The following is a 12,117-nucleotide window of genomic DNA, read 5'->3' on the forward strand; positions in this document are numbered from 1 at the left end:
TTCGGCATCGGGACTCGGCAATGTCGCTGCGACCCTGCGGCAAATCTTGCCTTTTGCCCCTGCAAACAATCCGCTAAGCGGGTTTCATGACTCTGACTGTATCCGACTTGTCGATCACGCGTGGGGGCATTCCAGTGCTGGAAGGTCTCAGCTTTCAACTGCCGCCCGGTAAGGCATTGATCTTGCGCGGGCCGAACGGGATCGGCAAAACGACCCTTCTGCGCACTTTGGCGGGCTTGCAGCCACCCCTTGAAGGAACCATCGAAGGTGCTGAAGATCAAATTGCCTATGCGGCGCATTCGGACGGGTTGAAACCGACACTGACGGTGACCGAGAACTTGACCTTCTGGGCCTCGGTCTTTGGGACAAGCGGTATACAAGACGCATTGGATGCGTTTGATCTGAACGAGTTGGCCGATCGCCATGCCGGTAATCTATCAGCTGGTCAGAAGCGACGGCTGGGGCTTGCCCGGATGCTGGTGACTGGACGACCGATTTGGATGCTGGATGAGCCCACCGTGTCGCTGGACAAAAACGCGGTGCAGATGTTTGCCGATGCGGTGCGGGCCCATCTGGGACAGGGTGGGTCGGCCGTGATTGCGACCCATATCGATCTTGGCCTGGACGGAGAGGTTCTGGACGTGGGACCCAACAAAGCCAAACCCAAACCCATTGACGATTTCGACGGAGGCTTCCTGTGATCGCCCTTTTACTGCGCGACCTGAAACTGGCCTTCCGTGCAGGCGGCGGTTTTGGACTGGGACTGGCGTTTTTTCTGATCGTGACCGTGATGGTGCCGTTTGCTGTTGGGCCACAATCCTCGCTGCTTTCGACCATCGCACCCGGTGTTCTTTGGCTGGGGGCGTTGCTGGCCTGTTTGCTATCGCTCGACCGCTTGCTGGCCTTGGATTGGGAGGACGGGTCGTTGGACCTGTTGGCCACCGCGCCGCTGCCACTGGAATCGGTTGTGACCATCAAGGCTTTGGCGCATTGGCTGACCACAGGATTGCCTCTGGTTCTAGCCGCTCCGTTCCTGGGGGTATTGCTCAATCTTCCTGTGCCGGGTTTTTTCTGGCTGGTGATTTCACTGCTGATCGGCACCCCTGCGATGAGCGTGATCGGAACTTTTGGCGCAGCTTTGACCGTCGGCTTGAAGCGTGGCGGCTTGCTTTTATCACTGCTGGTGCTGCCGCTATACGTGCCCACATTGATTTTCGGGGCCGAGGTTGCGCGTCGCGGTGCAACGGGGATGGAAGTACAGACGCCTTTGCTCATGCTGGCAGGCATCACGGCGGCGACGATCGCGCTGTTGCCCTTTGCCAGCGCGGCAGTGTTGCGGATCAATCTGCGGTGAACCGTCTCAATATTGACCGAGGTCAATTGAGAACCACCCCAACTCGGACTAGATAGGGCCCATGTCTATCGCAGCCAAAGCCAATGCCCTCTGGGAATATGCCAACCCGCGCAAGTTTCTTGCAACCAGCGAGCGTGTCCTCCCGTTTTTCTGGATCACCTCGATTGCCTGCATCGTCGTTGGGCTGATCTGGGGCTTTTTCTTTACGCCGGACGATTACAAACAAGGGTCGACGGTCAAGATCATCTATCTGCATGTGCCTGCGGCACTGATGGCGATCAACTGCTGGCTTATGATGCTGGCGACGTCGTTGGTTTGGCTGGTACGACGTCACCATGTCAGTGCGCTGGCAGCGCGGGCGGCGGCACCGATTGGGATTGTGATGACCCTTATTGCTTTGCTGACAGGCGCGATCTGGGGGCAGCCGATGTGGGGCACCTGGTGGGCCTGGGATCCGCGACTGACCTCGTTTTTGATCCTGTTCCTGTTCTACCTGGGATATGTCGCCCTGTGGGAAGCGATTGAAGACCCGGATACGGCGGCCGACCTGACCTCGGTCCTGTGCCTTGTGGGGTCTGTTTTTGCGATCCTCAGCCGTTATGCGGTGAACTTCTGGAATCAGGGGCTTCATCAGGGCGCATCTGTCATGCGCGCAGCAGCAGTGACCGGGACAGACACCGAAGAAAAGGTCAGCAACATTTTCTTCTATCCGCTGCTGGTCTGCATCATCGGCTTTGTTTTGCTGTTCATCGCATTGGTGCTGTACCGTACCGGAACCGAAATTCGCGCGCGTCGGATCAAGGCGCTGATGGCGCGGGAAAGGGTGGGCGGATGACTCCCGATCTTGGAAAATATGCTGATGCGGTTCTGTCGTCTTATGCCGTGTCTATCGTTCTTCTGGTGGCGTTGGTTGCGTTCAGTGTGATGCGTGGACGCAAGGTGCGCAAAGATATGGAACACGTCGAACAAAGGATGTCGCGCAATGGCTAAGATTTCGCCCTTGATGATCGCTCCGCCGCTGATTTTTGGTGCCTTTGCCGTATTGGCCGGAATCGGCATGTTCCGCGACGATCCAAACGCTCTGCCATCCGCGCGGGAAGGGCAGCCCGCCCCACCGGTGGTCCTAAGCGAGTTTCCTGGCAAAACCCCATTCGATGACGCAACCCTGCGCGACGGAGAGGTCAAGCTGGTCAACTATTGGGCCAGTTGGTGCGCCCCTTGCCGGGCCGAACACCCCAATCTGGACGCTTTGGCGAAAGAAGGCATTCCGGTCTATGGTATCAACTACAAGGACCAGTTGGCCAACGCAGACGCATTTCTGACCGAGCTAGGCGATCCTTACACCGCGATGGGACGCGACGAGCAAGGCCGCATGGCGTTGGATTGGGGCCTTTACGGCGTGCCTGAAACCTATGTGATTGACGGTGATGGCACCATCATCCTGCGCTTTGCCGGGCCTATTACGCAGCGTGTGATCGAAAGCACGATCCGCCCTGCGTTGGAAAAAGCTGCGGGCGGATAACGCCCTCATTTTGCATCAGCTAGAATTACAACCGATAGCCTCCGGTGACGCCCAAGACTTCACCGGTTACGAACCCCGCTTCGTCCGAGGCAAGAAACCGCACGACTTTGGCGATGTCTTCCGGTACGCCAACCCGGCCAAGGGCGGTGTCTTTGACAAACAACTCCGTCAGATCGTCAGAGCGTGGAGCCTCGGGGATGTTGATCGCGCCCGGGGCAATCGCATTGACGCGGATACCCTGCGAGCCCAGCTCCTTGGCCATGGCACGGGTCCACAGGTTAAGCGCAGCTTTGCTGGCCCCATAGGTCGCGGCATCGCGCGGTGGGAGGGTTGCGTTCATGGACGAGATGTTCACGATGGATGCCCCGGCTTGCAGATGGGGCAGGGCGGCGGTCAGAAGGGCCACGGGTGCAAGCAAATTCAGGTCAAGGATGTCTCTGTGATCCTGGAAATTGAACGCCTCTTTAGGCGTTGGGCGGACAAGCCCGGCATTGTTCACAATAACATCCAGCCGTCCGAACTGTGCGATGACCTGATCAATCACGCGAGTGGGCTGATCTTGCTGCGTCAGGTCTGAGCGTATCGCCAGAACGTCGCCGTCCAACACATCCAAATCGGGGGCGCTGTTTAACCACGTAAACGCAATTTTGTGATCTCGACCAAGGTTTTCGACGATTGCCCGGCCAATCCCTCGGGCGCCGCCGGTTATCAATGCAACTTTGTCCATAGGCACACCAAATCTGTAAAGTGGATTTGTTTCAACGCTTAATCTGGTCGCCTTGGAAATGCGTCAGCTGCGCAGCAGAATCCAGATCATCGCCGCGATGAACGCAAAGGTTACCAGGTTCATCAGAGTATCTGTGAGATCACCGATCAGCATTGTTTTGACCCTCCTCTCTCAGGCCACGGAATAAGCAGACCATCAGAAGAACTGAAATGAAGACAAAGGGCAAAGCACCCAGTGAAATCAGAATTTTGACCGAGTCCACAGAACCTGAAAGGATCATCGCAACGCTTAATAGTCCTAGTAACGCCCCCCAGATCAGGCGTACGCGGGGGGGCGGGTTCTCGTCGCCACCGGTCGAGAAGGTGCCCAGAACAAATGCCGCGCTGACAACGCTGGTCACAATGAACAGGAACGCAGCCAGTACCGTTGCAAGCGTTGTCATCAGGGACAGCGGCAGCCGGTCGAGCAGGGCAAAGGTCACGCGTTCAATGTTTGTCTGCGTATAGGCCAGAAGTTCGCCTGCGCCGTTGAGTGCCTCGAACAGGCCAATGCCGCCAAAAGCGCCGAACCAGAGGATTGAGAACAGGGTGGGGGCGAACAGTACCCCGATTACGAACTCTCGTATCGTTCGACCACGAGAGATGCGCGCCACGAAGACGCCCACAAAAGGCCCCCACGCGATCCACCAGACCATGTAGGTGAGGGTCCAGTCGCTGAACCATCTGGTGACGTCGTCCCCAAAAAACGTGAAGGTTTGAAAGCCGCGTGGGATGACATTGGTGACATAGTCGCCAAACCCCTGAACCACAGTATTCAAAAGGTATTCGGTTGGGCCAAGAATGATGGTGTAGGCCACGAGGCCGATCGCAATCAGCATGGCAGCGTTAGATAAGCGCGCCATGCCTTGCCCCAGATCGATCAAGAGTGCTGGGATATACGCTCCGACCATTGCCAGAAACACGACGGTAATCAAAAATGCTCCGACCGTTTCCCGGCCTCCCAACACCGCAATTCCATCTGCGACCTGAAAGACGCCCATGGCCATTGAGCCACCCACGCCAATGGCAATCGCAATGATCGCCATGAAGTCTGAAAGCCATCCGACACGTTCGGCCCAGCGTTCACCGGGAAACAGGCTTATGATCGGTGCGCTGACCATCATCCCAGTGCCGCGCCGGAAGCTGAAATAGGCGATGGTTAGGGCAGTTGATCCGTATATGGCCCAAGCGTGCAAACCCCAATGGAAGTTGGTCGCCAGCATGGCCTGCTGAGCAGCAATGTAATCCGGCGCCATGCCTGAGATGAAATTGAAGTGGGTTAATGGTTCGGCCACCGCCCAGAACAAAAGACCGACCCCCATCCCGGCTGAGAACAACATCGAAATCCATGTGGCGGTCGAGAATTCTGGTTCTTCGTCATCGCGACCAAGGCGAATGTTCCCGTATTTCGAGAACGCCAGAACCAGACACCCGATCAACATGCCCGAGGCGGCAAGCATCACAAACCATCCCCGGCTGTGGAAGGTCTGTTGGACAATACCACTGGCCCAGGTCACCAAACTCTGGATGTCGACAACCCCCCATATCCCGATCACGGCAATGACACTGAGGGAACAAACCAGCAGGGCGTTTGGTTTTTGCATGGCGTGTGGCTTCCGTGAATGACCTTGCCCAACAGTTTCAGGTTTTCGAATGAATGACCAGATAACAAAGAACCCCCGACGCTAAGCCGGGGGTTTTAATCGCTCGCAACGCTATCGGTTTACGATGCCTTTGCAAGATTGCGCAGCACATAGTGCAACACGCCACCGTTTTCGATGTATTCAATCTCGGGCGCGGTATCGATGCGGCATTTCAGGGTGATGGCTTTTTCACTTCCGTCGCCATAAACGATTGTGCAGGGCACCTCTTGCAGGGGCTCAACCGAATCCAATCCGTGGATTGAGACGGTTTCATCTCCTTTCAGGCCAAGCGTCTTGCGTGTGTCACCCCCCGTAAATTCAAACGGAATGACGCCCATTCCAACCAGGTTTGACCGGTGTATACGCTCAAAGCTTTCGGCGATGACGGCTTTCACACCCAGCAGCGCAGTGCCTTTGGCTGCCCAGTCGCGGCTTGAGCCCGCGCCGTACTGCTCGCCACCAAACACCACCAACGGCGTGCCGTTCGCCTGATAGGCCATCGACGCGTCGTAGATCGAGGTCTGTTCGCCATCCGGACCCTTGGTGTAACCGCCTTCGACGCCCTCCAGCATCTCGTTTTTGATGCGGATATTGGCGAAGGTGCCGCGCATCATGACCTCGTGGTTGCCACGACGCGAGCCGTAAGAGTTGAACTCACGCGGTTGCACCTGCCGTTCGATCAGATACTGGCCAGCGGGCGAGGTCGTCGCAAATGACCCGGCAGGCGAGATATGGTCGGTTGTGACCATGTCGCCCAGAATTGCCAGCACCTTGGCCCCTTCGATATTCGAGATTGTGCCCGGTTCAGCACCCATGCCCTGAAAGTAAGGCGGGTTTTGAATGTAGGTCGAGGTCGGCGGCCAGTTGTAGGTTTCCTGTTGTGGAACTTCGACCCCGCGCCATTTCTCGTCGCCCTTAAACACGTCGGCGTATTTTGATTGGAACGCCTCGCGGGTCACAGTGGCCTCGACCAGTTCAGCGATTTCACTCTGGGTCGGCCAGATGTCTTTCATGAAGACGTCATTGCCGTCCTTGTCCTGACCGATCGGTTCCGAAGTCAGGTCGATATCCATCGTGCCAGCCAGGGCATAAACCACCACCAGCGGCGGCGAAGCCAGATAGTTGGCGCGGACGTCCGGTGAAATACGCCCCTCGAAGTTGCGATTGCCCGACAAAACCGACGTGGCGACCAGATCGCCCTCGGCAATTGCCTCGGAAATTTCTTTCTGGATCGGGCCCGAGTTCCCAATGCAGGTGGTACAGCCATAACCAACAAGGTTGAACCCGATGGCGTCCAGATGCTGTTGCAGACCGGCGGCCTCGAGGTATTCAGACACGACCTGCGAACCGGGGGCCAGAGACGTCTTGACCCAGGGTTGACGGTTCAGACCCAGTTCATGTGCTTTCTTCGCCACCAAACCAGCGCCGATCATCACATAAGGGTTCGAGGTGTTGGTGCAGGAGGTGATCGAAGCGATCACGACCTTACCCGACTCCATGCCGTATTCTTCGCCTTTGACTTCGACCTGTTTGCCCATCGGGCGTTTGAAGGTCTCGGCCATTTCCTTGGTAAAGGCCGCTTTGGCGTCGGTCAGGGCAACATAGTCCTGCGGGCGCTTCGGGCCCGAGATCGCCGGAACGATCGTGCCCATGTCCAGCGTCAGGGTATCGGTGTAGATCGGAGCGTAGTCCGCGTCGCGCCAGAGGCCGTTTTCCTTGGCATAGGCTTCGACCAGCGCCAGACGGTCCTCGTCGCGCCCGGTATTGCGCATGTAACGAAGGGTCTCGCCGTCGATGGGGAAGAAGCCGCAGGTCGCGCCGTACTCTGGTGCCATGTTGGCGATGGTCGCACGATCGGCCAGCGGCAGGCGGTCCAGGCCTTCGCCGTAGAACTCGACGAACTTACCAACAACGCCCTTTTCGCGCAGCATTTCTACGACCTTGAGAACAAGGTCTGTACCGGTGGTGCCTTCGACCATCGAACCCGTCAGTTCAAAACCAACGACTTCGGGTATCAGCATCGAGATCGGCTGACCCAGCATCGCGGCCTCGGCTTCGATGCCGCCAACGCCCCAGCCCAGAACGGCCATGCCGTTGACCATGGTGGTGTGGCTGTCGGTGCCGACCAACGTATCAGGATAAGCGACCTCATCCCCGTTTTGGTCTGTGTCCGACCAGACAGTCTGCGCAAGATATTCCAGATTCACCTGATGGCAGATACCGGTTCCGGGGGGCACGACACGGAAATTGTTGAACGCCGACTGGCCCCATTTCAGGAACTGGTATCGTTCCATATTGCGTTCGTATTCGCGGTCCACGTTCATCTGAAATGCGCGCGGATTGCCGAATTCGTCAATCATGACCGAGTGGTCGATGACCAGATCAACCGGGTTCAGCGGATTGATTTTCTGTGCATCGCCGCCCAGTCCTTTGATGCCGTCGCGCATCGCCGCAAGATCCACAACCGCCGGAACGCCGGTGAAATCCTGCATTAGCACGCGGGCAGGGCGGTACGCTATCTCACGCGGGTTCTTCCCACCGTTCACGCCCCATTCGGCGAATGCTTTGATGTCTTCGACAGAGACGGAAAAGCCGTCATCTTCGAACCGCAGCATGTTTTCCAGCACGACTTTCAGTGCCGCTGGAAGTTTCGAGAAATCACCCAGACCGGCCTCTTGGGCGGCGGGGATGGAATAATATGAAATGGATTTGCCGTTCACGCTTAGGCTGCGGCGTGTCTTGGCAGTGTCCTGTCCGACTCTGATGGGCATCAGTGGCCTCCCTCTCAAATGACTTGGGCAATGGGATTCGCTGTCTGTTATCTGTATCACCAAACCCCTTCGTTCAAGGAAGAACAAGAACAAAGGGAGCAATTTTGTATACCATCGCACACATTGATGAGGCAAATGTGCACCTGCGCCTCAAGAAACCTTGATTGGTCGTTGAACAGCGAAGCAGCTATTGCTGAATCCCAACCGCCGAAATCGAGAGTTCTTATGTTCAGACCCGCCATTTTGACTGCCCTGATGTCCTGTTTTCTGGCTGCATCTGTCGCGGCCGAGGATGATCCTGTGGTGGTTGAATTGTTTACGTCACAAGGCTGTTCGTCTTGTCCCCCGGCGGACCGGCTGATGCATGAACTGGCCAAGCGAGACGACGTCATCGGCTTGGCGCTGCACGTGGACTATTGGGACTACATTGGGTGGAAGGATGAATACGCTGACCCGGACCACACCACACGGCAGCGCGCCTATGCCCGGGAAGGCGGGCGCTCGATGATCTATACGCCGCAGATGGTGATCAACGGGCAGCATGACATTGTCGGTGCGCAATCTCGTGAGCTCGACCGCCTGATCAATGCGCATCTTAAGGCGGTGCCCGAGGCGTCGGTGAGCGCAACCCGGACAGCGGATGAAGTGACTGTGGAAGTCATGCCGGTAGAATTGCCGGAGGGCGAGACCTATGACATTCGTGTCGTCCAGTATTCGCCCATGCGCCATGCCTCGATCCGTCGTGGAGAGCTGGCCGGGCACGACTTGGACTATGCCAATGTGGTGGAAACCTGGCAGATCGCCGGGCAATGGGATGGCGTCGCACCACAAACCTTCTCAGCTCAACTTGGATCGGATCTTCCGGCGGTTGTTTTGGTTCAACGCGCAGGCCACGGCCCTATTGTTGCGGCAACGCGTGTGAAGTGATCAAGGCATCTCGTCCGGGGCAATGCCAAGCCCGTTCCAGTGCTTCCAGCGGCGGTGAATCCAGAACCATTGCCCCATATGCTGGCGGACCATCTTCTCTAGGTCATCATTGGTGAACTGGGTCATGGTTTTCGGGTCCGTATGTGGAACCGGATCGTGCAGAATGATCTCAAAATCTATTCCGTTGGGTTGACGCACAGCGTAGCAAGGGATGAGTTCCGCCTTGTATTTCATCGCGAGTTCAGCGTTCAACACAGAGGTCACGGCGGGTTTGTCGAAAAACATCAGTTCTTCGCCCCCCATGGCGTGAAGGTCAGACACGATGGCAATGATGCCACCCTTTTTCAGCGTGCGCACCATTTCAACCATCCCCCGACGTCCTTGCTCGAACATGGGGGCGCCGGTCTTGTAGAAGGCTTCTACGTAAGCGTCGTTGAAATAAGGGTTTGCCATCCTGCGATACAGGCAGCCTATCGGCTGACCGCTGTATTTTTGCAGGGCAATGCGCGCGGCCAGATAGTGGCCAAAATGCGCAGTAATCATCATGACCGGGCGCCCTTCGGCGACTGCTGCATCAAAGGCGGCAATGCCTGGGCCTGAAATCTTTGCTGTACTCTGACGCTCGGTGAAGCCCTCTGGCGAAAAATGCTCCATGATCGCCCGACCTGCATTGTCCGGCACATCACGACAAATCTTTTTAACCTCGGCATCGGACAGGTCAGGGCAGGTGAGCTTCAGATTGCGACGGATACGTGTGCGAAAACCAACCACCGGGGCCAGTGATCGCATGATCGCGCCCATGGTCGCGATGCGCCGTTCATAAGGAAGCAGGCGCATTGCCCCGATAATCCCCTGAAGGACCAGATTGGTGACATAGTATTTTCCAAGCTCAAACTTGCTGAGCTCCGACTTTTCGACGGGCATGGAGGCATCTCACCGCGTGTTGCGAAGTTCTGTGCCAGACATACAGGCCGATGTTGGTAAGCTCAAGCGTTCAGCAAGGTGCCAATCAAAGTGGACGGATCGCGGCGCATAATCTTGACTTAAGTGCTATTCGGCCTCTTCTTCGGGATCGACCAAAGCGATTGTTCCTGCATCAGCCAATGTCCGAATGGCACCAACCACCTGTGTCATCGCGTCTTCAGCTTCAGATTGCTTGACGCGTCCACGTTCGCCCATCTCTTCGCGCAGATTATCCGCCATGCGGGACGAGATGTTGGACAAAAGAAACTCGACCGATGCTTTGTCATCATCGGCGGCTGCTCCGGTTAGGGCCGTGACCAGAACGGGTTGGTCCACTTCGCGCAGTATGGCGGGAACATCGCGGGCTGCGATACGGCTGGAGATATGGGCGAAGGTAAAGATTGATTGACGCACGAGATCGGCAAAAGCGGCGTCATCCTCATCCAGTGCATTCAGCAAATCGTCACGCGTTGCAGCCGCAGACTGGTTCAGGATCGCGCCAACACGCGCGCCGGGGCCGTCATCGAACGCCTGAGCCGGACGCTGATCCAATTGCGCAGCCAAAGACCAGCCAATTCGTTCGACCGATTCGGGGGTGACGTTAGCCGTCTTTGAAACCGCGTAAGTGATCCGACGGGCCACCGGGCCGGGCATATGACCCAGCATCTGAGCCGCCTGTGCGGTGTCCATTTTGGACAGCATCACAGCAGCCACTTCGGTGCTTTCCGCCTGAGCCATGGCGGCAAGATCCTCGGCAGGGATGTCGCGCAGTCTTTGCCACGGATCGCCAACCTGACGTACACCCGCCACTTTGCGCAGACGGGCGGCCGTTTTGGGGGCGATTTTTCCGGTTACTGCATCCAGTGCTCCTGCCAGCCCGTGCGGAAACGCCAGCCCAAGGTTATTCAAAGCCTCGCTGAATTCCTGCGCCACGGCATCCAGAGTTACACGATCCACCAGCCCCATCTCGCCAAGTTGATGTGTCAGCCTTTCTTGCAGATCATCTGGCAGTTCTTCCAAAGGAAGATCCGCGCCTTCGTTGAGCAAAAGGCGCACAACAACCGCGGCCTTCTGGCGGCTGGTCAATGTCCTGGGAACAAGTCGCGGTGTGTCGTCATTCCCTGTGGCAAGCGGAGCGGATGCCCCGGGTGCCGCTTGTATCAATGCGTTTGTGTCCTGCATCTGCCTGTGGTGCCAAAATTTCTGAACCACAGGCAGATTACGGAGAATCGGGTTAAATAACCTTGAAGTTTAGTAGTTATAGGTCAGCCCGGTGCGGATGGCTTCACGCAACGATGCCTCGGCCCAGGTTCCTTCGCCACCACGTGCTTTGATCTCGCGCCATTGCTCGATCGCAAGATCGGTTCTGCCTTCGGCGACAAAGCCCTGTCCCATGTAACTGCGGGCGAGGATGTTGTCGGGGTTAGAGTTGATGGCATTGGTGTAGAAGACGTTTGCTAGCTCAAGCTCACCCATTTTGCGGTACGTAAAACCCCAATACGTCAGGACGCGATCATCGTCCTGATCCATGATGCGCAGAATGTTCTGAGCGTTCTCGAATTGCCCGTCATAAGCCAGCTCGCGCACGGCGTCATACAGCTCATCATCGGTGAAATTGGTCTTGTTCGGTTTGACACAACGCCCCGCGTCCTTGTCGTAGACGCGGCCAAAAAGGCACCTCTTGGTCGTGTTCGTTGGTTTTGGTGGGGTCGTGGTGCTGCCACCATCGCCGGCTGCATACAAAGCCGGTGCGAAGGCGAAAGCCTGAAGGGCAATAGCTGAAACTAAAACAAGGCGCATTTTCCTACTCCGTTCTTTGGGCTGCTCTGATCAAGCATAGCGCGATTTGATAAAAGGCTAACAATTGCGCTGTCGCTTTTATTCACAAGTAGGAAAGAAAAACCTCAGCTATTGACGGTTTTTACGCAACTATGGGCCTCGGCGTCCCATTGTGTTCCCGGCGCGCAGGACTGCGTTCGTTCAGTATGGGCGCTGCAGGCCAAAGCGACAGAGGCTGAGCAGCCAAGGGCCAATGCGCAAATCAAAGTCCGGATCATCAAGCTTCTCCTGTTCAGGAATGCGCGGACAAGATAACCGATTTTTGATGATCTGGCAAAAGAACAAGGCCCGGATCGCTGCGTGCGAACCGGGCCCCTGAACTGCTTGATCGCT

General features: G+C 56.8%; 12 protein-coding genes. 6 read left to right on the forward strand and 6 right to left on the reverse strand.

Going from position 1 to position 12,117, the window contains the following annotated elements; translation table 11 throughout:
- Positions 1–86: 86 nt before the first annotated feature.
- The 5 genes from ccmA (at position 87) to GS646_RS05910 (ending at position 2,876) form a co-directional block, all read left to right on the forward strand.
- Positions 87–701 (forward strand): heme ABC exporter ATP-binding protein CcmA, encoded by a 615-nt coding sequence (gene ccmA, locus GS646_RS05890; RefSeq protein ID WP_171647657.1) that lies wholly within the window; start codon positions 87–89, stop codon positions 699–701.
- Positions 698–1,354, forward strand: coding sequence for a heme exporter protein CcmB (gene ccmB, locus GS646_RS05895; protein ID WP_171185885.1), 657 nt, complete (start codon positions 698–700; stop codon positions 1,352–1,354). Before ccmA ends, ccmB begins: the two co-directional genes overlap by 4 nt.
- 61 nt (positions 1,355–1,415) lie before the next feature.
- Positions 1,416–2,189 carry a heme ABC transporter permease gene (locus tag GS646_RS05900; RefSeq protein WP_171090769.1) on the forward strand — a complete coding sequence of 258 codons (774 nt, stop codon included), beginning with the start codon at positions 1,416–1,418 and terminating at the stop codon, positions 2,187–2,189.
- Positions 2,186–2,344: a heme exporter protein CcmD gene (gene ccmD, locus GS646_RS05905; RefSeq protein ID WP_171647656.1), complete on the forward strand. Its 159-nt coding sequence runs from the start codon at positions 2,186–2,188 to the stop codon at positions 2,342–2,344. Before GS646_RS05900 ends, ccmD begins: the two co-directional genes overlap by 4 nt.
- The gene (locus GS646_RS05910) at positions 2,337–2,876 is read left to right on the forward strand and encodes a DsbE family thiol:disulfide interchange protein (protein WP_171647654.1); all 540 of its coding nucleotides are present in this window, start codon (positions 2,337–2,339) and stop codon (positions 2,874–2,876) included. The genes ccmD and GS646_RS05910 overlap by 8 nt, the downstream gene beginning before the upstream one ends.
- Before the next feature lie 25 nt (positions 2,877–2,901).
- On the opposite strand, the gene GS646_RS05915 is transcribed toward GS646_RS05910, so the two are convergent.
- The 3 genes from GS646_RS05915 to acnA all read right to left on the reverse strand — a co-directional run bounded on the left by GS646_RS05915 (position 2,902) and on the right by acnA (position 8,055).
- Positions 2,902–3,603: an SDR family NAD(P)-dependent oxidoreductase gene (locus GS646_RS05915; protein ID WP_171647653.1), complete on the reverse strand. Its 702-nt coding sequence runs from the start codon at positions 3,601–3,603 to the stop codon at positions 2,902–2,904.
- Between the two features lie 139 nt (positions 3,604–3,742).
- Positions 3,743–5,245: a BCCT family transporter gene (locus tag GS646_RS05920; protein ID WP_171647651.1), complete on the reverse strand. Its 1,503-nt coding sequence runs from the start codon at positions 5,243–5,245 to the stop codon at positions 3,743–3,745.
- 119 nt (positions 5,246–5,364) lie between these two features.
- Positions 5,365–8,055 (reverse strand): aconitate hydratase AcnA, encoded by a 2,691-nt coding sequence (acnA, locus tag GS646_RS05925; protein WP_171185873.1) that lies wholly within the window; start codon positions 8,053–8,055, stop codon positions 5,365–5,367.
- Between the two features lie 225 nt (positions 8,056–8,280).
- Between acnA and GS646_RS05930 the strand changes: the two genes are divergently transcribed.
- Positions 8,281–8,982 (forward strand): thioredoxin family protein, encoded by a 702-nt coding sequence (locus GS646_RS05930; RefSeq protein ID WP_171185871.1) that lies wholly within the window; start codon positions 8,281–8,283, stop codon positions 8,980–8,982.
- Here GS646_RS05930 and GS646_RS05935 read toward each other — a convergent pair whose 3' ends face one another.
- The 3 genes from GS646_RS05935 to GS646_RS05945 all read right to left on the reverse strand — a co-directional run bounded on the left by GS646_RS05935 (position 8,983) and on the right by GS646_RS05945 (position 11,745).
- A complete protein-coding gene (locus GS646_RS05935; RefSeq protein WP_171185869.1) occupies positions 8,983–9,906 on the reverse strand; it encodes a lysophospholipid acyltransferase family protein in 924 nt (307 codons plus the stop codon). It lies immediately after the preceding gene.
- 126 nt (positions 9,907–10,032) lie between these two features.
- A complete protein-coding gene (locus GS646_RS05940) occupies positions 10,033–11,127 on the reverse strand; it encodes a flagellar motor switch protein FliG (protein WP_171185867.1) in 1,095 nt (364 codons plus the stop codon).
- Between the two features lie 69 nt (positions 11,128–11,196).
- Positions 11,197–11,745 carry a hypothetical protein gene (locus GS646_RS05945; RefSeq protein WP_171090751.1) on the reverse strand — a complete coding sequence of 183 codons (549 nt, stop codon included), beginning with the start codon at positions 11,743–11,745 and terminating at the stop codon, positions 11,197–11,199.
- Between the last annotated feature and the right edge of the window lie 372 nt (positions 11,746–12,117).

The sequence above is a fragment of the Ruegeria sp. HKCCD4315 genome (genome assembly GCF_013112245.1).
Classification (GTDB): domain Bacteria; phylum Pseudomonadota; class Alphaproteobacteria; order Rhodobacterales; family Rhodobacteraceae; genus Ruegeria.

What these genes read in the sequence shown, in the direction of transcription:
- ccmA (WP_171647657.1), top strand. Translation starts at nt 87, where the DNA reads ATGACTCTGACTGTATCCGACTTGTCGATCACGCGTGGGGGCATTCCA.
- GS646_RS05900 (WP_171090769.1), top strand. Translation starts at nt 1,416, where the DNA reads ATGTCTATCGCAGCCAAAGCCAATGCCCTCTGGGAATATGCCAACCCG.
- ccmD (WP_171647656.1), top strand. Translation starts at nt 2,186, where the DNA reads ATGACTCCCGATCTTGGAAAATATGCTGATGCGGTTCTGTCGTCTTAT.
- GS646_RS05910 (WP_171647654.1), top strand. Translation starts at nt 2,337, where the DNA reads ATGGCTAAGATTTCGCCCTTGATGATCGCTCCGCCGCTGATTTTTGGT.
- GS646_RS05915 (WP_171647653.1), bottom strand. Translation starts at nt 3,603, where the DNA reads ATGGACAAAGTTGCATTGATAACCGGCGGCGCCCGAGGGATTGGCCGG.
- GS646_RS05920 (WP_171647651.1), bottom strand. Translation starts at nt 5,245, where the DNA reads ATGCAAAAACCAAACGCCCTGCTGGTTTGTTCCCTCAGTGTCATTGCC.
- acnA (WP_171185873.1), bottom strand. Translation starts at nt 8,055, where the DNA reads ATGCCCATCAGAGTCGGACAGGACACTGCCAAGACACGCCGCAGCCTA.
- GS646_RS05930 (WP_171185871.1), top strand. Translation starts at nt 8,281, where the DNA reads ATGTTCAGACCCGCCATTTTGACTGCCCTGATGTCCTGTTTTCTGGCT.
- GS646_RS05935 (WP_171185869.1), bottom strand. Translation starts at nt 9,906, where the DNA reads ATGCCCGTCGAAAAGTCGGAGCTCAGCAAGTTTGAGCTTGGAAAATAC.
- GS646_RS05940 (WP_171185867.1), bottom strand. Translation starts at nt 11,127, where the DNA reads ATGCAGGACACAAACGCATTGATACAAGCGGCACCCGGGGCATCCGCT.
- GS646_RS05945 (WP_171090751.1), bottom strand. Translation starts at nt 11,745, where the DNA reads ATGCGCCTTGTTTTAGTTTCAGCTATTGCCCTTCAGGCTTTCGCCTTC.